Raw genomic sequence first — 20,332 nt, 5'->3', positions numbered from 1 at the left:
GGGTGCTGCGGTATCTGATCCGCCGGCTCGGCCAGGCACTCCTGGTCGTGGCCGGCGTGGTCATGCTCACCTTCGTCGTCATGCGGTTGGTGCCGGGGGATCCGGCGGTCGCCTTCGCCGGGCCCAAGGCCACGCCCGAGCAGCTCGCGGCGGCGCGCGAGCGGTTCGGGCTGGACGATCCGCTGTGGGTACAGCTCTGGAACTACGTCAGGGACCTGGTGACGGGAGACTGGGGGACCAGCCTGCACACCCGGCAGCCGGTCCGCGACGATCTGCTGCTGGCGTTCCCGGCGAGCCTGGAGCTGGTCGGGGCGGCGCTGCTGCTCGCGATCGTGGCCGGCATTCCGGTCGGGGTGCTCGCCGCCCGCTATAAGACGAAATTTCCGGACTTTGGGGTGCGGGTGACCAGCATGCTGGCCGTCTCCGTCCCCGTGTTCTGGCTGGCCCTGGCGCTGCAGACGGTCTTCGCCAGCAACCTCGGCTGGTTCCCCGTCGCGGGAGAGTACGACTCCTCGCTCGACACCACCAGCCCGCTGACCCTCTGGACCAACATCACCGTCGTCGACGCGCTCATCACCGGCAACTGGCCCATTCTCACCAGCACCCTGCGGCATCTGGTGCTGCCCACGCTGGTGGTGGCCGCCTACCCGACGGGAGTGATCGCCCAGATGACCCGCGCGATGCTCATCGAGGAGGCGGGCCAGGACCACGCCAGGCTCGAACGCGCGCTCGGCTTCGGCGAGACGTCCATCCTGACCAGGTTCGCGCTGCGGCCCGCGCTGGGCCCGGTGCTGTCGCTGATCGCGCTGGTCTTCGCCTACTCGATCGTCAACGGCTTCCTGGTCGAGGCCGTCTTCAACTGGCCCGGCCTGGGCCGCTACGCCGCCTCCGCCATCTCCTCGCTCGACACCCCGGCCATCGCGGGGGTGACCCTGCTGGTGGCGCTCGTCTACGTGCTGGCGAACCTGGTCGTGGACCTCCTGCAAGGCCTGATCGACCCACGGGTCAGGCCCCAATGACACCGCCCGGGACGCCGCCCGGGACACCGCCCGGGACACCGCCCGGGACACCGCCCGGGACGCCGCCCGGGACGCCGCCCGAGGCGGGGCCGTCCGAGGCGCCGCTGCGCCGTACCCTGCCCAAGATCACCGACCGGTTCGCCGCCACCGGCGCGGTGCTCATCGTGGTCGTCGTGGCGGCGGCGCTGCTCGCGCCCTGGCTCGCGCCGTACCCGGAGGACGCGGTCGATCCGGTCAACGCCCTGCTCGCGCCCGGCGCCGAGCACTGGTTCGGCACCGACCAGGCCGGCCGCGACGTGCTCACCAGAGTGCTGTACGGCGGTCGCACGTCGCTGTTCATCGCCGTGTCCGTGCTGGCGGTCTCGGCGGCCGTGGGCGTCACGCTCGGCCTGGTGGCCGGGTACGCCGGCGGCTGGGTACGTGACGTGATCATGCGGGTGACGGACGTCTTCCTGGCCTTTCCGGCGCTGCTGCTGTCGCTGATGCTGGCCATGGTCCTGCAGCCGAGCGTCACGACGGTGATCGTGGCCATCGCGGTGACCTGGTGGCCGTGGTACGCGCGGCTGTCGGCGTCGGTGGCCGCCTCCGTCGCCACCCGCCCGTACGTGGACGCGGCGCGCTGCCTCGGTGTGCCCGCCCCGGTCATCATCGTCCGGCACGTCCTGCCGAACTCCATCACGCCCGTCCTGGTGCAGATCTCGCTCGACGCCGGCGGGGTCATCCTCACCGCCGCCGCGCTGTCGTACCTGGGGCTGGGCGCGCAGGAGCCGACGGCGGAGTGGGGACTGATGGTGGACCAGGGTCAGACGTTGTTCACCACCAACTGGTGGGTCGTCACCTTCCCCGGGCTGGCGATCCTGGTGACGGCGTTCGCGTTCAACGTGCTGGGCGAGGGGCTGCGCAACGCGCTGGATCCGCGGAGGGTCGTCAGGTGATCGAGGTCAGGGACCTTCAGGTGCGGTACGGGACGCGGGTCGTCGCCCGGGTGCCGGAGCTGGACGTGGGCGCGGGGGAGTGCGTGGCCATCGTGGGGGAGAGCGGCTCGGGCAAGTCGACGACCCTGCTGTCCCTGCTCGGGCTCACCGAGGGGGCCGACGTTTCTGGACATGTCAGTGTGTGCGGCGTCGAGGTCTTACAGGCGTCCCCCCAGCAGCTCCGCCGGATCAGAGGCGCCCGCGTGGCCCTGGTCCTGCAGTCCCCCCAGGCCGCCCTCAGCCCCACCACCCGCCTCGGCACCCTGATGCGCCGCGCCCTCGCACTGCACGGCATCACCGGCCCACACGGCGGCCGGGCCTCGAAGGGCGGGCTGGAGCGCGTCATGGTGGCGGCCGTGGAGGCGGTCATGCTCGATCCGGAGATCCTGCGCCGCTACCCGCACGAGATCTCCGGCGGCCAGGCGCAGCGGTTCGCCATCGCGCTGGCCATCGCGCTGGGCGCCGAGGTGATCCTGGCCGACGAGCCCACCAGCGCCCTGGACGTGACCGTGCAGGCCGAGGTGGTCGGGGTCCTGCACGGACTGCGCAAGGAGCGCGGCCTGGCCCTGCTGATCGTCTCCCACGATCTGGCCCTGGTGTCCACGATCGCCGATCGAGTGCTGGTCATGAAGGACGGCGAGGTCGTGGAGAGCGGCCCCGCCGCCGACGTCCTGACCCGTCCCTCCCACCCCTACACCCGCGAACTGCTGGAGGCTCTCCCATGACGTCGCTGCGGGCTGAGCGGGTGACGCTCGGTTATGGGCGTACGGCCGTGGTGCACGACGTCACGCTGGACCTCACCGAGGGCGGCGTCGGCCTGATCGGGGAGAGCGGCTCGGGCAAGACCACCCTGGCGCGCGCCTTCCTCGGCCTCCTAACCCCCATGTCAGGAAATATCTGGTACGGCACACAAGACCTGAAAAAAGTGGACATGCGGAAGTTCCGGGGCGACGTGCAGCCGGTCTTCCAGGCGGAGGCCCTGGACCCCAGGATGCGCGTCGGCAGCTCCGTCGCCGAGGCGCTGCCGCGCGCCGACCGCCACCGCGTCCCCGACCTGCTCGAACAGGTCGGCCTGACCCCCGACCTGGCCACTCGCCGCCCCCACCAGCTCTCCGGCGGCCAGCGCCAGCGGGTGGTGATCGCCAGAGCACTGGCCGTACGCCCGCGCCTGCTCATCCTCGACGAGCCCACCAGCGCCCTGGACGTGACCGTACAGGCGAAGATTCTCGACCTGCTGGCGGGGCTCGACACCGAACGCCTGCTCATCACCCACAACCTGGCGATCGTGGCCAGGCTGTGCAGGACCTCTCATGTGCTGTTCGCGGGCCGGGTGGTCGAGTCCGGAGGCACCGCCGACCTCCTCGCCAGACCCGCCCATCCCTACACGCTGGCGCTGCGGGAAGCCGTACCGAAGCTGGGGGGAGAGCCGCCGGCGGCGAGAGGGAGAGCCGAGGCCAGGTCGGCTGGGACGGGCTGTCCGTTCCGGCTGCGCTGCCCGCTGGCCGTACCGGAGTGTGAGCGCGCTCCCGCGCTGCGTGAGGTGGCCGGACGGCGCGTGGCCTGTCACCGCGCCGAGGACGTACTGAACGCCTGAGCCGAGGACGTGCTGAAGGCTGGAGCAGGGGGCTTGTCACCGCCCAGGACATGCTGAGCGGGGCCGGTCACCGGGCCGAGGGCGTGCGGAGCGCCTGGAAGGGGCGTCACAGCGCCTTCAGCCCGGTGATCACCTCCAGCAACACCGTGGCGTCGGGGGCGGGTGGCGGCGACTCCACCTGGACGAGCTGCTGCGTGTGCAGGTCGCCGACGAGCACCCGCACCACGCCGATGGGCAGGTTGAGCTCCGCCGCGACGTCCACCAGCCGGGTCGGCTTGGTGCACTTCTGCAGGATGATCAGGTGCTCTGGACCGAGCCCGACCGGCGGGGTGAGCCCGCCGGAGGTGATGATCACCGCGATGAGGTCGATGGCCTCGCTCGCGGGCACGGTCCGGCCCCTGGTGAGTAAGTAGGCAGGGACGATGGGGCCGGCGTCCTCGTCCAGCCAGCGCTCGTCATTCACCTTGCACCACCCGCATGGGGCGTGCCGGCTGCCTGATGGGTTCCTCCGGCGCGGCCGGGGGATCTGTCACATGCTCTGCCGGGATCAGCACGATGGCGGTGGTCCCTCCATATGGTGAACCGCGCAACGTCACGCGGATGTCATGCCGGGCGGCCAGCCGGGAAACGACGAAAAGACCCAGCTGCTCGCTGTCGGCCAGATCGAACTCGGGCGGGCTGGCCAGCCGCCCGTTGAAGTCGGCCAGTTCCTCGGCGCTCATGCCGAGCCCGCGGTCCTCGACGTGCACGGCGAAGCCGCGGGCCGCCGCCTCCCCGCGCACCATGACCGTGGTGTGCGGGGGCGAGTAGACGGTGGCGTTCTCGATGAGCTCGGCGATCAGGTGGATCACGTCACCGACCACGGGCCCGTTCAGCCGCTGCGTGGGCATCGGCTCGACGATGACCCGCTGGTAGTCCTCGACCTCCGCCGCCGCGCCCCGGACCACGTCCAGCAGCGGCACCGGCCTGCTCCAGCCGCGCCCCGGAGTGGCGCCCGACAGGATGATCAGGCCCTCGGCGTGGCGGCGCATGCGCGTCGTCAGGTGGTCCAGCCGGAACAGGTCTTCGAGCGCGTCCGGGTCGGTGGCCTTGTGCTGCATGTCCTCCAGCTGGATGCGCTGGCGGTGCAGCAGCGCCTGGCTGCGCCTGGCCAGGTTGCGGAAGACGTGGCCGACGCCGTCGCGCAGCTGCGCCTGGCCGACGGCCGCCTCCACCGCGGTCTGCTGGACGGTGGAGAACGCCTGGCCCACGTCGCCGATCTCCGCGGTGGTGCTGGCCACCGACAGCTCGGGCACCTCCACCGTCTCCCCCTTGCGGAGCTTGGCGACGACCTCCGGCAGCCGCTCCCTGGACACCTCGAGCGCCGCTTCCCTGAGGGTGAACAGCTCCTTGGACAGGCGGTTGCCCATCCGCAGCGTGAAGACGATCGACACGATGATCAGCAGCAGGCAGGTGCCGGCGAGGATGAGCGCCCGGACGAGCACCGCGTCGGCCACCGGCTCGGACCGGGCCGAGAGCATGATGCTCGCCTTGAGCTGCGCCGCCGAGAACGACTTGGACAGCGCCTCGGTCGTGGCGAGCCAGCCGCGCGGCGCGCCGCCGGCGATGATCTGGTCCTCCATCAGCCGCAGCCGCTGGTAGACGGGCGAGGTGATGATCGAGACCTGGATCTCGCGCAGGGTGGGATCGAGCTCGCCCAGCGCGTGGTCGATGAGGAAGCGCCGGTTGCCCACGAGCTGGGCGAAGAGCCTGCGCTCGGCCGGTGTGGTGGGGCCGATCGCGATGGCCTGCTCCCTGGTGAGCAACTCCTCGGCGTAGCCGAGGTCGATGACCAGGCGGGACTGCTCGTAGATCGGGATGTCGTCGATGAGCCCGACCCGCCGGTGCAGCCCGAAGAGCGCGTCGATGGCGGCGTTGTAGGCCTCGACTGTGTGCAGCCGATCGGACAGGCCCGCGTCGATCTCCCCTCGGATCGAGTCGAGCCTGCTCAACTGCGTGTAAACCACGTCAACCTGCGTGCGGATCGCCTCCGACGTGTCCCGGGACGCGCCCGAGAGCTTCCTGAATTCCTCCCTGGCCCTGTCACTGCGCGCACGCTGCTGGGCGATGGCCGACCTGTCGGTGGCCGTCTTCCCGGCATTCAAGAACTTCACCGAGGCGAGGCGTTCGCGCTGCAACTCGTTGCCGAGCTTGTGAGCGGGATGACGCAGGTTAGTCCAGAGCGTGGTGTATTGCCGGAGCTCCAGGCTCTCGCCGGCCGTGACTGCGGTGATGACTCCCCACAGCACGACCATCGAGGCCAGTGGAACCAGCAGTAGGCCGATGATCTTGGTACGGATCGTGCGGCTACGACCCATGACACCTCACTCCGGTCGGTCCCCTGCTGGCAACCCCGGACGGGACAAGCCAAGAGGATAGCAATCGGATCTCCGGAATGCCCAATTTTTCAGCGGGTTTGGACACGTAACCATGATCATGCAGTAGGTTTCGCAGGTAGATTCGGTCACTGAGGGAGATAGGTTGCGCCGTCGACTCGCAGCGGTCGCCGCGCTGGTGCTGCTGATCACGGCCTGCTCGGTCCCGCCCGAGGTGCGGCAGGCTCCGCCAGGAGAGTCGGCGTTCGTCTACGTCAGGCACCTGGACATGATCACAGAGTGGGACCCGAGCCGGTCCTACTCCAACGAAGTCGTCGCGTTGCAGAACGTCTACGAGACGCTCACGCTGTGGAATCCGGTCACCAAGAAGGCCGGTCCCCGGCTGGCCACCTCGTGGCGGGCCTCACCCGACGGCCGGACCTGGACGTTCGTCCTCCGCCAGGGCGTGACCTTCCACACCGGCCGGCCGCTCGACGCGAGCGCGGTCAAGGCGTCGATCGAGCGCACCAAGCAGGCCAAGACCGGCGCCTCCTACATCTGGGACGCCGTCTCCTCCATCCGGACCGAAGACCCGTCGACCGTGATCTTCACGCTGCGCTACCCGGTCCCGCTGGACCTGGTCGCCTCCTCCGCGTACGCGGCCTACATCTACGACACCGAGGCGGCGCCGGACCTGCGCACCTGGTTCGCGGCGGGCCGGGACGCCGGCTCCGGGCCGTACACCGTCTCCTCGTGGAAGAAGGGCAGTGAGCACGAGCTCACGCTCAGGTCGTACGGCGGCTACTGGGGCGGCTGGGACCGGCCGCACTACCGCACGGTCAAGTACCGCGTCGTGCCCGATCCCAGCCGGGCCTGGCGGCTGTTGCTGCGCGGCGAGGCCAGCTTCGTCTACCGGCTCGACCCCAAGCTGTTCGCCAGGGCGGTGGCCACACCGGGCATCCGCACGGCCGAGCAGCCGTCGTTCCAGACGGCCATGATGCTGTTCAACACGGCCACCGGCCCGATGACCGACCTGCGGGTGCGCCGGGCGGTGCAGAAGGCGGTCGACTACCGGGGCGTGGCCAGGGCGCTGCGCGGCGGGGTCGCGCCCGCCAGCGGCATCGTGCCCGAGGGCCTGCTCGGCCACATCAAGGGCCGCGAGCCGAAGCAGGATCTGCCGGCCGCCACCACGCTGCTGCAGCAGGCCGGGTACGGTCCGGGCGGTGAGCCGCTCACGCTGACCCTCACCTACGCCGAGGGCGACACCGACCAGCAGCAGCTCGTCAGGAGGCTGCGCCGGGACCTAGCGCCGCTCAACGTCACGTTGCGGGCCAGGGCGATGCCCTGGACCGCCCAGTGGGAAGAGGGCAAGAAGAAGCGCCAGGACATCTTCGTGATGTACTGGTGGCCGGACTACGCCGACGGTTATTCCTGGTTCGGCAACGTCTTCCGCAGCGCGGACCCGCCGATGTTCAACCTGTCGTATCTGCACGATCCCGCCACCGACGCCCTGCTCGACACGCTGCCCGAGCTGATCGTGACCGACCAGGCCGCCGCGCAGCGCGTCTTCGCCCAGGCCACCACGCGGGTGCTGGACAAGCAGGCCGCCGTGGCGATGCCGTGGGTGGTGAACTCACGCCGGGCCTACCTCGGCGGGATCCAGGGCTACGACGACAACCCGGCCTATCCCGACGTGGTCTTCGTCTATGACCTGCGGCCCTCCGGCTGACTCTCGATCCGCTCGCGCAGCCGTACTCTGATCTCTTCCGGGGTGTAGGCGCGGCGGCGCCGCTCGGCGCGCGCGATCGCCACCCCGGTGGCCGCGACGCCCGCGGCCCCTGCCAGCCCGATTATCTTCCACCAGCGCATGTGCTTACGCTATCGGTGTGCTGACTCTCGATGAGGCCGTGGAGCTGACCAGGACCGGCGACCTGTGGATCTTCCGGGGGCGTTCGGTGCCGGACCGCGCCATCCAGACGATGACCAACAGCCCGGTCAACCATGTGGGCATGGCGATCGTGATCGACGACATGCCGCCCATGATGTGGCACGCCGAGCTGGGCAGGTCGCTGCCCGACCTGTGGTCCGGCTCCCACCAGCGCGGCGTGCAGCTGCACGACCTGCGCGACGCGGTGACGGTCTGGGCCGATCGCTACGGCCAGCGTCCCTGGCTGCGGCAGCTCGAACCGCAGGCGAGCGCCGAGATGGAGGACGCGGCGCTGCGGACCGTGGCCCGGCTGGACGGCACGCCGTTCCCGTCCACGGCCCGGCTCGCCGCGCGCTGGGCCAGGGGCCGCATCCCGCAGCTCCGCCGGGCGCGCGAGCGCACGCTGGAGAGCGCCTACTGCGCGGAGGTGGTGGCCGTCACCTACGAGGCGATGGGGCTGCTGCTGCCGGGCCGCCGCCCCAACTGGTACGACCCGGGCAAGTTCTGGAGCGGCGACGACCTCGACCTCCAGGGCGACTACCGGCTGAGCGGCGAGATCACTGTCGGAGTCCCGCTTTCTGCTCGTGGCGCGACCTCACCTTGATCGGCATGTGCTCCAGCTCGTCCAGCGTGCCGGGGGAGTCCTTGAGGAAGTCGAGCCTGATCAGGTCGTCGCCGGCGCACATGTTCATCAGCCAGTCGCCGCTGATCCTGAACCTGGAGCGCCCCGACGGCGCGGTCAGCAGGTGGTAGCCGCGGGTGACGAGCTGCGCCAGCGGGCCGGACAGGTCCACGCCCAGCGGCCTGGCCACCGCGTCCCTGCCGCCGAGGTCGACGGCCAGGCCGAGATCGCGATGCCGATACGCCCGCATGCGGCCGCCGCGCAGCGCCGCGATCGCGTTGCGCGCGGCCGTCGCGGCCTGCCGGGAGGCGTGCTGCGCGGTCTGCCCGCAGACCCCGCCCTGCGGCTTGGTCAGATCGGGTACGGCCGCCGCGTCGCCCAGCCCGAACACGCCGTCGTGCTCGGGCACCTGGAGGTCCGGGCCCACCACGAGCCGCCCCTTGGCCGTCTCGGTGCCCAGACTCGACACCACCGGCCTGGGCGTCACCCCGGCCGTCCAGACCACGGTGCGGGTGGGCAGCGCCGTGCCGTCGGTGAGCTTCGCCGACGTGTCGGTCATGCTCTCCAGCGTGACGCCGAGCCGTACGTCGACCCCGCGCTTCCTCAGCAGCCGGGTGGCCGCGTCGCCGAGCTGCTCGCCGAGCTCGGGCATCAGCTTGGGCGCGATGTCGAGCAGGGTCCAGCGCAGCAGCCCGGGGTCCAGGCCGGGGAAGCGGGCCAGCGCCGCGCGGGTCACCAGCTGCATCGTCGCGGCGGTCTCCACGCCTGAGTAGCCGCCGCCCACCACGACGAACCCGCACCTGGCCGCCCGCTCCGCCGGATCGCTGGAGCTGGCCGCCAGCTCCAGCTGGGCGATCGCGTGGTCGCGCAGGAACACCGCCTCGGCCAGCGTCTTCATGCCGCGGGCGTGCTCCTTGAGCCCGGGGATGTCGAAGGTGCGGGTCATGCTGCCGGGGGCGAGCACGACCACGTCGAACGGCACGCTGGTGACCTCGCCGCTGATCTTGAGCACCTCGCAGCGGCGGCGGTCGAGGTCCACGTCCATGGCGACGCCGGGCAGCAGCTTGGTGCGGCGCAGCCCGGTGTGCAGCGGCGCCACGATCGAGCGGGGCTGCAGCACCCCGGCGGCCACCTGGGGCAGGAGCGGAAGGTAGAGGGTGTAGTCCTTGGGCGTGATCAGCACGATCTCCGCCTCGTCGGGCCGCAGCCACCGCTCCAGGAGCCTGGCGCAGGTGTATCCGGCGAATCCACTGCCCACAACCGCTATTCGAGCCACGTGTTAGCTCTTCCGTGGAGGAGGGCGAGCAAACCTACCTCGCCGAACCCGCTTGAAGACGGCTGAATGGCCACATGTCGTCAGCCGGGTTCAAGGGCGTCGCAACCGATTTCACCGACCATCGGAAGCCAGTGACAGTCCACCCGGCCGCCAGATGGAGACAGGAAAATGCGACGCTTATTCGCGGTCATCTCGATGTCGATCGTCGGCCTGCTCGTGTCGGCCGTGCCCGCGTCCGCGCAGGCCCCGCCAGGGCCGGCCGGCTACTACGGTCAGCGGCTCGCCTGGTCCGGCTGCGGCGGCGGGTTCCAGTGCGCCAAGGTCAAGGTGCCGCTCGACTACGCCAAGCCCAAGGGGCGGCAGATCGACATCGCGGTGATCCGGCTGCGGGCCAAGGGGCCCAAGCGGATCGGCTCGCTCGTGCTCAACCCCGGCGGTCCCGGCGGGTCGGGCGTGGACCTGGCCAGGAACGCCAAGCAGTTCGTCTCGCCCGCGCTGCTCGCCCGCTTCGACGTGGTCGGGTTCGACCCGCGCGGCGTCGGGCTCTCCTCGCCCGTCCGCTGCCTCTCGTACGGCGTGATGGACAGTTACCACGCGCTCGACCCCACCCCCGACACGCCGTCCGAGGTCCGCAAGGGCGACGCCTACCAGCAGATCTACGCCCAGGGCTGCAAGGCGAACGCCGGCGCGCTGCTGGCCCACGTCGGCACCCGCGACGCCGCCAGGGACATCGACGTGCTGCGGGCGGCGCTGGGTGACCGGCGGCTGACCTACCTAGGCTTCTCGTACGGCACCCTGCTCGGCGCCACGTACGCCGAAGCGTTCCCGAAGCGGGTGCGGGCCATGGTGCTCGACGGCGCGATCGACCCCGCCACCCGCGGGACCGCTCCCGGCGCGGCCGCGCACGGCTTCGAGACGGCGTTCGCGTCCTTCCTGCGCGACTGCTACAAGCGGCCGGGCTGCCCGTTCAGGACGCACAAGGTCAGCGCGTCGTTCCAGCAGTTGGCGAAGCTGTTCAAGCGGGCCGACAAGGCGCCGCTGCGCAACGACCTCGACGGCAGGCAGGTCAACGAGGCGCTCGTGTGGCGCGGCGTGATGGCCGCCATGTACTCCCACGCGCAGTGGCCGTCGCTGCGCGCCGCGCTCGGCGACGCGTTCAAGGGCGACGGCACCGCGCTGCTGGCCTTCGCCGACGGCTACAACGGCAGGCGGGTCGACGGCTCGTACGACAACAGCAGCGAAGCCTTCACCGCCGTCAACTGCGCCGACTACCCGCCCACGAGCAGGGCCACCCGCTCGGCGGTGACGTACGTGCCCGAGTCGCGGCACTTCGGCAAGTACTTCTCCGACGGGCTGCTGTCGCCGTGCGCCTTCTGGCCGGTCAAGAGCGGCGAAGGCATCGTCGGCCGGGTGCGGGCCAAGGGCGCGCCGCCGATCCTGGTCGTGGGCACCACCCGTGACCCCGCCACGCCGTACAAGGACGCCGAAGCCCTTGCGGGCCAGCTCTCGTCCGGCGTGCTGCTCGGCTTCGACGGCGACGGCCACACCGCCTACGGCGGCCCCTCCACCTGCGTGAACGGCGCGGTCGACCGCTATCTGATCAACCGCGTCCCGCCGAGGAACGGGACCATGTGCCGCCGGTAGCGAAGCGACGGACTGGACAGCGCCCCCGACGATCTGTCACCATCTGCGGCATGATCAATGAAAGGGGCGCTGCCGCCCCCCTCCGGTGAAAACGCTCGTGCAGCGGGAAGCTGCCGAGATCCGGAAAGAATGGCTGGGCTGGGTGTTCTCCACCCGGCCCGCCGACCGTCCGGCCGCCGAGGCGGCCATCTCCGAGCTCTATCGCCTGATCGGGCACTCCTCACCCCGTTTCCACTGGGTCTCCTCGCCGCTCATGGCCGTGGAGACCGTCCCGCCCGGCGTCCGTCCCGCGGAGAGCATCGACCGGCTGGCCGACTGGCCCGTGCCGCGCCGGTTGACCACCCTCCTGCAGACCCTGTACATGGGACTCGACAGCCGGCTCACCTGGGCTCACCGCCCGCTGGACCAGCTGATCGGCGCGCAGGTGCGCGCCCCGCTGGCCCGGTCCTTCGACAGGTCGCTCCAGGAAGCGCTCCCACGGGTGCGGAAGTCGCGCCACGACTGGACCGGCAGCTGGTACGCGGCCCAGGAACCGTCCCGGATCGCCCATTACGACGCCCTGCGCCGGGCGGCCGGCGTGGTCTTCACCACTGAGCAGACCCGCCTGCTCGACCTGTGGGTCGCGGTGGCCCGGTCGTGCGGCTGGTGGTGGCCCCGCGACGAGGTATGCGTGGTCTCCGAACGACCGGCCGACCTGCACACCGAGCCGGGAGACGAACCCGGGGAGATCCGGCTGCACCACGCGGACGGCCCGGCCCTGCGGTACGCCGACGGCTGGGACGTACACGCCTGGCACGGCCGGCCGGTGCCCGCCTGGGTGATCACCGATCCCAGCGTCGAGCGGATCGCCCGCGAGCCCAACGTCGAGATCAGGCGGTGCGCGATCGAGCGCATCGGCTGGGCCTCCTACATCGAGCGGGCCGGGCTGCGCCTGGTCGCCACCGCGCCGGACCCCGGCAACCCCGGCTCACACCTGCGGCTGTACGACATGCGCGCGGAGACCAAGGTGCTCCTCGCGGTCAACGGATCCGTCGAACGCGACGGGCGCCGCCGCCAGTACGGGCTGACCGTGCCGGGCTTCCTCCGCGACCCCGTCGACGCCGCCGGCTGGACGTACGGGCTGTCCGCCGAGCAGTACTCCCAACTCGTCCGCCGAACCTGAGGTGATCTCCATGACCGTGACACTCGCATCGCTCGCCCAGCAGACCGGACTCGCCGTGCTCGACCATTTGGAGCAGTCGGCCCGCATCCCCGTCGTCGACGGCCTCCAGGCCCAGGGCGACCTCATCGTCATCCCGCTGGCCATGCTCACCCCGTCCGTGCGCACCTGGTCCGACAGCCCCTGGACGGACGTGCCTCCCGAGGGCGTCGAACTGCTCCGCGGCGGCTCCGGCGGCAACCCGCACACGCTCGTCGCCGATCGGGGCACCTGCCGCTGGACGACTCACGTGACTGACCCCGACTGGCTGGCGATCGGCATCTTCGAGGCCACCGAGCCTGTCTACCTGCTGCACCCGGAGCACGGGGCGTCCGGGTGCGCGCCGGGGGCGTACGTGGTCCGGCGGCAGCGCGAGCGCGACGGACAGCGCGCCCGCCTCGTCGCGGACTGACCTCCGCCCGCTGTCGGCGAAGTCGATGGGACAGTAGCGGCCCCGTGATCACCGATGTGATCGCGGGGCCATGTCACGTGCTCGGGGGCGTGCTCCTGGCCGCTTTCGAGCGGCTCTACTTTCGCAGGCGGTTGACCAGCAGGACGATGAGGACCACCACGCCGGCGATCACAAGCAGCTGGAGGATTTCCGGGACGCCCATATTGGTCATGATTTTCCTTGTGTCGAGGGGTGACATTAAGGAAACGCACGGGGCTCAGGAGGGGTTCCTTGTTGCGGGCCAGGGCCTGTTCGCCAACGGTGTTGCGTGACGGTTGAGACGTTCACCTGGCGCTTGCGCCGGAGCTGGATTCGCCGGTCATCTCAAGCGTGCTGCGAACCGACCTCTGTACGGGCCGCCTCCAGGAACGCGTGCTGCGGACCTCTGAGGTGGTCCCACATCGAACCCTCGGCCGCGCTCTGGTCGGGCAGACGCCACAGGACATGGTCCACCGCAGTCGCGTAGGCACGAGCGAGTTGGTACATCTGAGGACGGAACAGGACCTGGATCATCCGCTCAGCCACCCAGAGGCGGTCGATGACGCTCCGGGCCCTCGCGAACCACTCAGGCGTTCCTGCGGCATTCCAGTCAGGGGCCTGATCGCGCTCTTCGGCGATGCGAATGCCTTCCTGCGTGATCGTGATGAATTCGCGCAGCAGTTCCAGCTGCTCCGAACGTCGAGCCTCGGCCCGCTGAGCCGCTTGCCGCTTCTCCTCATTCCTGGCGGTAAGTCGCACGGTGGTTAACTGCGCCAGATAGGACATCAGCCCTCCCAGCAGCACACCGAGCAGCGAAGCCCAGACCTGCATCTCCATGGAAATTGTGTATCAAATCCGACAGGCCGCAACCGGCCGATCGCGAAACCGGTGATCGCTTCTTGTCACAGCCATGGCGGCGAGTGCGCCTCGCGGAGATTCCCGATGGGCCGGCCGGAACAACCCCCGTTCGTCTCGGTCGGGGGTTGTCCCGGGCTCGCTTCAGGCGGTCAGCACCGGCCGGCGCCGTCGAAGTTCCTGGGGCCGCGGGGCACCTTGCTGCTGATGGTGTCGCCCGGCCGTGCGGTCTGGCAGCTCCCGTCGACGCCGTGCGCCCAGACGATCTTGAGGTTCATCGTCTCGCCGCAGTCGTTCCTGGCGTAGCCGGTCTTGGTGATGGTGCCCGTGGTCTGCCAGACGGTGACGCAGGACGGGGCGTTGCCCGCGGGGATCGCAGATGCCGTTGCCGTGCCCTGGAGTGCGAGGAGACTCATGGCCGCGCCGCCGAGGGTGATTCTGAGGGCTGTGTGCATGGTCGGTGGTCCCTTCCTGTGGGGAAACGCTCGTGTGGAGGAGGAGCGTGGCCACTACGGTGCCGACCTTCATGGCCACAGAGCGTGATTCTATAGATACACACTGTCCACGGTCGGCCATATGCGCAACGTCATCACCACCGACGACCGATCTGCGGCTGACTCGTACGAAAAGGTGGTCGTGGTGGATTTTGGCGGCCTTCGTGCTGACTCGATCTGTTTCAGGGGATGCCGTCAGAGTGGAACATGAGTAAAGGCCCGATTGCAGAGTGTAATTTTCGTCATACTGACAGGATGCGTGCACCCAAGCGCAGACGACCACTCTTGCGCAGTCCCCAACCGCCACCTCCAGGAATTTCGCTGGCCGATCTTGCCATGCGTGTCTCCTACGTGGGCAGCGGCGAACACAAGTCCTATCCCTCGTTCGCCGGGCAGCCTCGGTTGCGAGCGGATGCCAGCAAGTGTGATCCGGAATATAAGGACGCAGACGAGATAACTGACTGGCTGAGACAGGCCATCGCCTGCGGGAACGTGGGCGCGCCGTGGGAAGGGGAGTTCCCTCGATACGTCTGGCGCGGCCTGGATGATGTGATCTACGAGGCGAGACTGGTCAATCGCGAACTCGGGCAGTACAAGGGATATCCGCTCACGTCGAGTGAGCGGCCAGAAGGGCTCAACGAGATGGGCGACGAGCGATGACGACGGATTCTGGGCTAAGGCTCCGGTGGGAGTGGGAGCCCGCACCTTCGGTCAGGGCGCCGGAGTATCGGGCGACGTGGGCTCGGATCGAGATCAGTGTGGGCTCTGAGCAGGTGACACTGGTGGAGGACCGGGAGTCGGGGAGCTCGCGGCGGTCGATCTACTGCCCCTTGTACCCGCTGGCCGAATGGGCCGCCTACCACTGGTGGTTTCTGCGCGCCGACGCGAGGCCGGCGCGCAACGTCGATGTCGGCCGTCCGGATCGCTATCTGCCGCGAGATGTCCGCAGGCATTCTCTCCGTGGCAGTGGTGACGGCTTTCTATGGCCCAATCTGTTGATTGTTCCTGAGGGAGCGAGTAAACGCCTGGTCTGGCAGCGAGATCATGCGCAGGCGGATGGGCAACGCCCGATCCGGTTCCTGTCGGATGGGGAGGCGCTGGTCGATGGCGCGGCCGTCGAGTTGGAGCTCGAACGGCTGATCTCGGCCGTACTGACCCGGCTTGCCGAGCAGGGGGTTCACGGCACCACGCTGGAGAAGGAGTGGGGTGCGGTTCAGGCGGCCGAGCCCGATGAGGTGGAGTTCTGTCTCGCCGCCGCACGGCTGGGGCTCGATCCCTATGCCGAGGCTGAGCCGTACCAGGATCTGATCGTGCGGGCGGCGAGTGAGCTGCGGGGGGACATCCTGGGGGACTTCTACGACGCGGTGGAGCCGGACTCGCTGGCTGCCGCGCTGGACTGGATCAACGAGGCGCGGTCCGAGGTAGGGCTCACCCAGCGCCGGACGGATGCCGTACGGCTGCGGGAAGACCTGTGGGCGGGGGCGACGACGCCACCGCCGGTGGATCGGGCCTGGGAGAGAGGATGGACGCAGGCGCGAGCCGTGCGGCGTGCGCTGGGTCTGCCAGACAGCGAGAGATTCCCGCTGGAACCGTACATCGTCAATGTGGGTAGGAGTCCCGCCGATCCGGGGCTCCGCGCCTTCGGCGGCGCGGCCGAAGGGTTCGGGCCGGTGGCGGTGACCGTGCCGGGCCTTCCTGTGACGGCGAGCCGGTTCACCCTCTCCCGGGCGCTGTGGCACTACCTGTGGGAGTCCGAGCCGTTCTTCCTGGTCACGACGGCGTACACCGATCGTCAGAAGGTGGAGAGGGCGTTCGCCGCCGAACTGCTCGCTCCTGCCGCCGGCATCGGCGGTCTGCTGGGCGCCCCGCCTCTGGCTGCGATCCAGGATGACATCGAGGAGATAGCGGTTCGCTATCAGGTCTCACCTATGGTGATCAAGCATCAGCTGGAAAACCAGCTGCTGGCCGCCTGATCGCACTGGGTGTCCTGTCAAAACGCCAGGATATCCTGGCGTTTTGACAGAATGCCTGCTCAGCGAGGGCAAGGTTCTCGCGCTGCTCTCCGAACCGGAAGGCGGTACGCCTGCCAGGGGCAAACTGCTCGTGTACGAGGTCAGCTGCGGTCGAATTCGTTGGCCTTGACGCCGTTGAGGAAGGCGTCCCATTCGGCCGGGGTGAACAACAGTTTTGGGCCGTCGGGGTCTTTGGAGTCTCGTACGGCGATCAGTGTGTCGTCATGACCGGGGCGGGTGCTCTCTAACCCCGAGGTCAGCTCCGTGACTTCGACACAGTTTCCGCCGTTGTCGCCGGAGAAGGTTGACTTGCGCCACTGCGCCTTGCTCAGGTCCATCGTTCCTCCGCTGTCCTCTTGATGAGCTCAAGCGACATGCTCAGCGGCAACGCCTCGGTGCGGATGGCCTCGAAACGCTCGATCGCCGCCGTGACGTCGTCGTGATCGTTGGTGGTCAGACCTCGGACGGCCGTCTCCGCATACAGTACGTCGATCCCGCCCTCCAGCGTCGCGATGGCGAAGCCGCCCATGAGACCGGAATGCATGCCATGGGGGACCACCTGCACGCTCAGCGCTGGACTGACCATGGAAATCAGGTGGTCGAACTGCTCGCGCATCACCTCCGGCGGGCCGATCGGCCGGTGAAGCACGGCCTCGTCGATCACGCAACGGAGGATCGGGGGCCGAGGGTCCTCGCGGGTGAGGATGAGTTGCCGATGAAGGCGGGCGGCCACGGCGCTCTCATCGCCACGCAGCAGCGCATGCGCGTACGCCTTGGTCTGGAGGAGACCCGGGATCAGGAGCGGCTCATAGGAGCGCAGTGTGGTGGCGACCTGTTCCTTGTCGCGCCACTTGCCGAACCAGGAGGGGAAGACCTGGGCTCGGCGCCAGTCGAGCAGGCGTTGGAGGGCGCCGCCGGTGTCGAGGGTGGCGTCGCAGCATTGGGCGAACTCGGGGCTGGCCGGGAGTTGCCCGGTTTCGACTCCGCTGATCAGGGACTCGCTGAAGTGAATCTTGTCGGCCAGTTGGGCCTGTGTCAGGGACGCCCGCTGCCGGTAGTGGCGGAGCTCTCGGCCCCATATCGCCTGTGGTGAATGGAAATCACTCACTGCGCCCTCCCTTGCCAGACTTCAATGACATGGGCCTGGCCTTCAAGTCTTGCTCTTAGTAATGGATAATCTACTCAGAGTAGTCATGATGCGGAAGCGTGGACCCCGGGAAATTCAAGACCGGGAGAAACATCGATGAAAGAGGCCCTCAGCGCCCGTGCGGCCCTGGCCGAATGCCGTTACGCGCCGGATCGGCTCGTTCCCGTGCTGGGCGAGAAATGGATCCCGTGCGAAAGGAGATGCCTGCCGTCGGCTCGCCGGTTCGTCCGCGACGTGGCCGCCGACTGGGGCGCGGCGGTGGACGTACCGGAAGTTGCCGAGCTTCTGGTCTCAGAGCTCGTCACCAACGCGCTCACGCACGGGGCGGCCGGCACTCACGCCATCCGCGTCACGGTCAGCCGCGAGGAGGAACTGCTCGTGGTGGATGTCCACGACACCTGTCCCGTGCTGCCCCGCCTCCGCCTCGCCTCGCCACTGGACCTGTCCGGCCGAGGGCTCGCCATCGTCCAGACCTTCTCCCACGACTGGGGCTGGACCGTCACCCCGTACGGGAAGTCCGTCTGGTTCCAGCTGATCGCTTGGCCTCGGAGTGGCGAGCCGATCGCAGTCCGTTGACAACTGTCAAAACGCCAGGATGTCCTGGCTTTTTGACAGAGCAGTGTCACCGGACGAACGATGAGAGGTGTTGAAGTGCCTTGTCCGCCGCGTCCACGACTGCGGTCGCCGCTGGAAGGTCGTCGCGAACGCTGTCCTCGTCGATCCAGGTGGTCGTAGTCGGATATTCGCTTTCGTGTCGAGTCGTACGGATACGGTCGACCGGGCGGAGGATCGCTCCCATGGAGGCGCCGAATTGCGCGCGGGCGGCGTGCTGGACCGCCAAGTGGCCACCGGCTGTAGTCGCGCGTAGGCCCTGGATCTGGAGGAGCGCCGCCAAGGATTTGCGAACCGCGTCGTGCAGGGCCGCGTACGCGAGATGTGGATCCGTGTGGGCGAGTGCCTCGGCGCTGAGCAGGTGTTGCCTGGCGGTCGAGAGCATCCGTCCGGCGAGTTCGGTATCCGCGACCACTTGGGTGAGCTCACGTCGTTGCAGCATGCCGACGATCTCGTCCCTCCCACGGGCCCAGCTCGGCATCAGGTGTCTCCAACGGCGAGGCGCAGCGTCACCCGTGGGCGGTTGTGGAGTTCACGGATGAATCCATCCTCGTTCGCCTGCCACCGGGCGCTGGTGACGACCACGGTGTTGACCTCGCGCGCGAGCCTGGACCTTGCCCGTGCCGTGGCGTCGTGGAGATCGTCGCGATCGGGACGGCCGATGATGAGAAGGTCGATGTCCACCGGGGCGGGACCAGGCTCGCCGCGCATGCGTGCCGCCCACGAGCCGAAGATCGCGGCTTCCTCGATCCCGTCGATGTGGGCCAGTTCCTCGGCGAGGACCTGCGCGGGACCCAGAGTGATCGTGACGAGGTCCCGCAACGGCTCATAGAAGGGAGCCGTCCGGTTGGCTCGCACCAATTTGGTGCGGCCTACGTGGCGGCTGGTCAGGATGCCGGCCTGTTCAAGCTTGAACACCTCGCGGGTCATGGTGCCGCTGTCGGTCCCGATGGCCTCGGCCAACTCGGTGACAGACTGCTCGCCGCCACCCACGTACGTATGCGTCAGCACCGCACAGGTGATCAGGGAGCGGAAGATCGGGAAGATCGGGGGCGGTGGTCGCTGCATGCCTGGATCCTTTGCCAGCAGCATGCGTGATGAACTGATCACGCTCCGTATATTACTGTCAAAGAGCCAGGATATTCTGGCTCTTTGACAGGATAGCTCGCCGTGCCCTGGAAGTCGCTGGAGGGGGTGGGATGCCGAGGTCCGGAATGCTCTCAGGTGTTCTTGCTGGGGTACGCGGCCGGGCGGGGTGGTTAGCGGCAGGCGGCTCGGTAGGCGTCCAGGTCCAGGTTCTTCCTCAGGGAGTTGAAGTTCTGGGTGTTGGACTTGGTGCAGAACTTCGAGGTGGGTAGCTCGTATTCGACGGTGAACACCGCCTTGTCTGCTGCGATGAATTGGTTGTAGCCGTACTTACCGTTCTGTTGTGTCGTGCATTCCTTGTACTGCCAGCACTGCTCGTTGAGGGCCCAGTCGAAGTACGGCAGCAGGGCGGGGATCTGGGCGACGTCGTTCTTCAGGGCGGCGGACAGGCCGCGGCGGTGGGCCTCGTTGGCGAGCCAGGTGTTGTAGCGCAGCTGGTCGGTGGCGTCGAGGTCGAAGCCGGTCTCGTTGGTGTAGCCGTCGACGTTGTCGAACTCGACGGCGTCGAAGCCCTTGGCCTTGCACATGTCCAGGCGGGCTCGCATGATGCCGCCCAGGGCGCCGGTGTACTGGCGGATGTCCAGCCAGCGCTCGCCCTCCCAGTCGTCGAGCGGGTCCCCGAGCACCGAGGCGGGGAAGTCGGCCTCGTCCGGCCGCCAGTCCTCGTACGACCCGGCGCTGATGTAGCAGACGACCTTGCGGCCCGCCTTGGTGTCGTGCAGGCGGCGTACGGTCGCCTTCGTGGCGTTGAAGCCGTCGATGTCGTACATGGTGACGTTGAGGAACGGCTCGGTGGGTACGGACGAGAGCTGCCACTGCCAGCTCGTGTTGAGCGCGGGACGCCAGCAGCCGGGGCAGGGGATGGGGGCGGGCAGCTTGAGCTTCTCGGCGGTAGCGGTGGCGGCGGTGGCCGGACGTTGGGTGTGCGCGGGCTGGGCCTGCGCCTGGGCCACGCCGGTCAGGGCGACGGTGCAGCAGGTGACGAGCGCCGTGATCAGGGATCGGGAAAAACGCATGTTCTGCCTCTC

At 69.0% G+C, this 20,332-nt stretch carries 23 protein-coding genes; 12 read left to right on the top strand and 11 right to left on the bottom strand.

Annotated features, from left to right (window positions below; all coding sequences use genetic code 11):
• Positions 1–2: 2 nt before the first annotated feature.
• From OHA68_RS02515 to OHA68_RS02500, 4 genes are read left to right on the top strand one after another with little or no spacing between them, the layout of a single operon-like run.
• Positions 3–1,019, top strand: coding sequence for an ABC transporter permease (locus tag OHA68_RS02515; protein ID WP_327106180.1), 1,017 nt, complete (start codon positions 3–5; stop codon positions 1,017–1,019).
• On the top strand, positions 1,016–1,954 hold the full coding sequence (locus OHA68_RS02510) for an ABC transporter permease (protein ID WP_327106179.1): 939 nt from the start codon (positions 1,016–1,018) through the stop codon (positions 1,952–1,954). Before OHA68_RS02515 ends, OHA68_RS02510 begins: the two co-directional genes overlap by 4 nt.
• Positions 1,951–2,718: an ABC transporter ATP-binding protein gene (locus OHA68_RS02505; protein ID WP_327106178.1), complete on the top strand. Its 768-nt coding sequence runs from the start codon at positions 1,951–1,953 to the stop codon at positions 2,716–2,718. The genes OHA68_RS02510 and OHA68_RS02505 overlap by 4 nt, the downstream gene beginning before the upstream one ends.
• Positions 2,715–3,587, top strand: coding sequence for an ABC transporter ATP-binding protein (locus OHA68_RS02500; protein WP_327106177.1), 873 nt, complete (start codon positions 2,715–2,717; stop codon positions 3,585–3,587). Before OHA68_RS02505 ends, OHA68_RS02500 begins: the two co-directional genes overlap by 4 nt.
• 106 nt (positions 3,588–3,693) lie before the next feature.
• Here the strand turns inward: OHA68_RS02500 and OHA68_RS02495 are convergent, their stop codons facing one another.
• Both OHA68_RS02495 and OHA68_RS02490 read right to left on the bottom strand, forming a co-directional pair.
• A complete protein-coding gene (locus tag OHA68_RS02495) occupies positions 3,694–4,050 on the bottom strand; it encodes a DUF742 domain-containing protein (protein ID WP_189136807.1) in 357 nt (118 codons plus the stop codon).
• Positions 4,043–5,944: a sensor histidine kinase gene (locus OHA68_RS02490; RefSeq protein ID WP_327106176.1), complete on the bottom strand. Its 1,902-nt coding sequence runs from the start codon at positions 5,942–5,944 to the stop codon at positions 4,043–4,045. Before OHA68_RS02490 ends, OHA68_RS02495 begins: the two co-directional genes overlap by 8 nt.
• 163 nt (positions 5,945–6,107) lie before the next feature.
• On the opposite strand from OHA68_RS02490, the gene OHA68_RS02485 reads away from it, so the two are divergent.
• A complete protein-coding gene (locus OHA68_RS02485) occupies positions 6,108–7,670 on the top strand; it encodes an ABC transporter substrate-binding protein (RefSeq protein WP_327106175.1) in 1,563 nt (520 codons plus the stop codon).
• Here the strand turns inward: OHA68_RS02485 and OHA68_RS02480 are convergent.
• Entirely contained in the window at positions 7,646–7,810 is a 165-nt protein-coding gene (locus OHA68_RS02480) for a hypothetical protein (protein WP_189136810.1), read from the bottom strand. The genes OHA68_RS02485 and OHA68_RS02480 overlap by 25 nt on opposite strands.
• 20 nt (positions 7,811–7,830) lie before the next feature.
• Here OHA68_RS02480 and OHA68_RS02475 point away from each other — a divergent pair, with 20 nt between their 5' ends.
• Positions 7,831–8,472, top strand: coding sequence for a hypothetical protein (locus OHA68_RS02475; protein WP_225276888.1), 642 nt, complete (start codon positions 7,831–7,833; stop codon positions 8,470–8,472).
• On the opposite strand, the gene OHA68_RS02470 is transcribed toward OHA68_RS02475, so the two are convergent.
• Positions 8,426–9,748, bottom strand: coding sequence for an NAD(P)/FAD-dependent oxidoreductase (locus OHA68_RS02470; RefSeq protein ID WP_327106174.1), 1,323 nt, complete (start codon positions 9,746–9,748; stop codon positions 8,426–8,428). The two genes, OHA68_RS02475 and OHA68_RS02470, sit on opposite strands and share 47 nt — an antisense overlap.
• Positions 9,749–9,934: 186 nt before the next feature.
• On the opposite strand from OHA68_RS02470, the gene OHA68_RS02465 reads away from it, so the two are divergent.
• The 3 genes from OHA68_RS02465 (at position 9,935) to OHA68_RS02455 (ending at position 13,020) form a co-directional block, all read left to right on the top strand.
• Positions 9,935–11,410, top strand: coding sequence for an alpha/beta hydrolase (locus OHA68_RS02465; protein ID WP_327106173.1), 1,476 nt, complete (start codon positions 9,935–9,937; stop codon positions 11,408–11,410).
• 97 nt (positions 11,411–11,507) lie between these two features.
• Positions 11,508–12,572 (top strand): DUF6745 domain-containing protein, encoded by a 1,065-nt coding sequence (locus OHA68_RS02460; RefSeq protein WP_327106172.1) that lies wholly within the window; start codon positions 11,508–11,510, stop codon positions 12,570–12,572.
• Between the two features lie 10 nt (positions 12,573–12,582).
• On the top strand, positions 12,583–13,020 hold the full coding sequence (locus tag OHA68_RS02455; RefSeq protein ID WP_327106171.1) for a hypothetical protein: 438 nt from the start codon (positions 12,583–12,585) through the stop codon (positions 13,018–13,020).
• A gap of 363 nt (positions 13,021–13,383) precedes the next feature.
• On the opposite strand, the gene OHA68_RS02450 is transcribed toward OHA68_RS02455, so the two are convergent.
• Positions 13,384–13,875 carry a hypothetical protein gene (locus OHA68_RS02450; RefSeq protein WP_327106170.1) on the bottom strand — a complete coding sequence of 164 codons (492 nt, stop codon included), beginning with the start codon at positions 13,873–13,875 and terminating at the stop codon, positions 13,384–13,386.
• Between the two features lie 170 nt (positions 13,876–14,045).
• On the bottom strand, positions 14,046–14,348 hold the full coding sequence (locus OHA68_RS02445; protein ID WP_189136821.1) for a hypothetical protein: 303 nt from the start codon (positions 14,346–14,348) through the stop codon (positions 14,046–14,048).
• A 375-nt stretch (positions 14,349–14,723) separates the two neighbouring features.
• On the opposite strand from OHA68_RS02445, the gene OHA68_RS02440 reads away from it, so the two are divergent.
• Both OHA68_RS02440 and OHA68_RS02435 read left to right on the top strand, forming a co-directional pair.
• On the top strand, positions 14,724–15,047 hold the full coding sequence (locus OHA68_RS02440; protein ID WP_327106169.1) for a hypothetical protein: 324 nt from the start codon (positions 14,724–14,726) through the stop codon (positions 15,045–15,047).
• A 122-nt stretch (positions 15,048–15,169) separates the two neighbouring features.
• The gene (locus OHA68_RS02435) at positions 15,170–16,360 is read left to right on the top strand and encodes a hypothetical protein (protein ID WP_327106168.1); all 1,191 of its coding nucleotides are present in this window, start codon (positions 15,170–15,172) and stop codon (positions 16,358–16,360) included.
• Positions 16,361–16,500: 140 nt separating this feature from the next.
• Here the strand turns inward: OHA68_RS02435 and OHA68_RS02430 are convergent, their stop codons facing one another.
• Positions 16,501–16,737: a DUF397 domain-containing protein gene (locus tag OHA68_RS02430; protein WP_327106167.1), complete on the bottom strand. Its 237-nt coding sequence runs from the start codon at positions 16,735–16,737 to the stop codon at positions 16,501–16,503.
• Positions 16,728–17,507 carry a helix-turn-helix domain-containing protein gene (locus OHA68_RS02425; protein WP_327106166.1) on the bottom strand — a complete coding sequence of 260 codons (780 nt, stop codon included), beginning with the start codon at positions 17,505–17,507 and terminating at the stop codon, positions 16,728–16,730. The genes OHA68_RS02430 and OHA68_RS02425 overlap by 10 nt, the downstream gene beginning before the upstream one ends.
• Positions 17,508–17,642: 135 nt before the next feature.
• Between OHA68_RS02425 and OHA68_RS02420 the strand changes: the two genes are divergently transcribed.
• A complete protein-coding gene (locus OHA68_RS02420) occupies positions 17,643–18,122 on the top strand; it encodes an ATP-binding protein (protein ID WP_327106165.1) in 480 nt (159 codons plus the stop codon).
• Between the two features lie 46 nt (positions 18,123–18,168).
• On the opposite strand, the gene OHA68_RS02415 is transcribed toward OHA68_RS02420, so the two are convergent.
• The 3 genes from OHA68_RS02415 to OHA68_RS02405 all read right to left on the bottom strand — a co-directional run bounded on the left by OHA68_RS02415 (position 18,169) and on the right by OHA68_RS02405 (position 20,320).
• Positions 18,169–18,639 carry a hypothetical protein gene (locus OHA68_RS02415; protein WP_327106164.1) on the bottom strand — a complete coding sequence of 157 codons (471 nt, stop codon included), beginning with the start codon at positions 18,637–18,639 and terminating at the stop codon, positions 18,169–18,171.
• Complete coding sequence (locus OHA68_RS02410; protein WP_327106163.1) at positions 18,639–19,226, bottom strand: MarR family transcriptional regulator; 588 nt, start codon at positions 19,224–19,226, stop codon at positions 18,639–18,641. The genes OHA68_RS02415 and OHA68_RS02410 overlap by 1 nt, the downstream gene beginning before the upstream one ends.
• 191 nt (positions 19,227–19,417) lie before the next feature.
• A complete protein-coding gene (locus OHA68_RS02405; protein ID WP_327106162.1) occupies positions 19,418–20,320 on the bottom strand; it encodes an endo alpha-1,4 polygalactosaminidase in 903 nt (300 codons plus the stop codon).
• Positions 20,321–20,332: the final 12 nt, after the last annotated feature.

Source organism: Nonomuraea glycinis (assembly GCF_035920485.1).
Lineage (GTDB): Bacteria > Actinomycetota > Actinomycetes > Streptosporangiales > Streptosporangiaceae > Nonomuraea > Nonomuraea glycinis.
This window is presented reverse-complemented; position numbering and strand designations above follow the sequence as displayed.

What these genes read in the sequence shown, in the direction of transcription:
- OHA68_RS02455 (WP_327106171.1), top strand. Translation starts at nt 12,583, where the DNA reads ATGACCGTGACACTCGCATCGCTCGCCCAGCAGACCGGACTCGCCGTG.
- OHA68_RS02480 (WP_189136810.1), bottom strand. Translation starts at nt 7,810, where the DNA reads ATGCGCTGGTGGAAGATAATCGGGCTGGCAGGGGCCGCGGGCGTCGCG.
- OHA68_RS02500 (WP_327106177.1), top strand. Translation starts at nt 2,715, where the DNA reads ATGACGTCGCTGCGGGCTGAGCGGGTGACGCTCGGTTATGGGCGTACG.
- OHA68_RS02420 (WP_327106165.1), top strand. Translation starts at nt 17,643, where the DNA reads ATGAAAGAGGCCCTCAGCGCCCGTGCGGCCCTGGCCGAATGCCGTTAC.
- OHA68_RS02410 (WP_327106163.1), bottom strand. Translation starts at nt 19,226, where the DNA reads ATGCAGCGACCACCGCCCCCGATCTTCCCGATCTTCCGCTCCCTGATC.
- OHA68_RS02405 (WP_327106162.1), bottom strand. Translation starts at nt 20,320, where the DNA reads ATGCGTTTTTCCCGATCCCTGATCACGGCGCTCGTCACCTGCTGCACC.
- OHA68_RS02440 (WP_327106169.1), top strand. Translation starts at nt 14,724, where the DNA reads ATGCGTGTCTCCTACGTGGGCAGCGGCGAACACAAGTCCTATCCCTCG.
- OHA68_RS02510 (WP_327106179.1), top strand. Translation starts at nt 1,016, where the DNA reads ATGACACCGCCCGGGACGCCGCCCGGGACACCGCCCGGGACACCGCCC.
- OHA68_RS02415 (WP_327106164.1), bottom strand. Translation starts at nt 18,639, where the DNA reads ATGCCGAGCTGGGCCCGTGGGAGGGACGAGATCGTCGGCATGCTGCAA.
- OHA68_RS02465 (WP_327106173.1), top strand. Translation starts at nt 9,935, where the DNA reads ATGCGACGCTTATTCGCGGTCATCTCGATGTCGATCGTCGGCCTGCTC.
- OHA68_RS02430 (WP_327106167.1), bottom strand. Translation starts at nt 16,737, where the DNA reads ATGGACCTGAGCAAGGCGCAGTGGCGCAAGTCAACCTTCTCCGGCGAC.
- OHA68_RS02490 (WP_327106176.1), bottom strand. Translation starts at nt 5,944, where the DNA reads ATGGGTCGTAGCCGCACGATCCGTACCAAGATCATCGGCCTACTGCTG.
- OHA68_RS02445 (WP_189136821.1), bottom strand. Translation starts at nt 14,348, where the DNA reads ATGCACACAGCCCTCAGAATCACCCTCGGCGGCGCGGCCATGAGTCTC.
- OHA68_RS02450 (WP_327106170.1), bottom strand. Translation starts at nt 13,875, where the DNA reads ATGGAGATGCAGGTCTGGGCTTCGCTGCTCGGTGTGCTGCTGGGAGGG.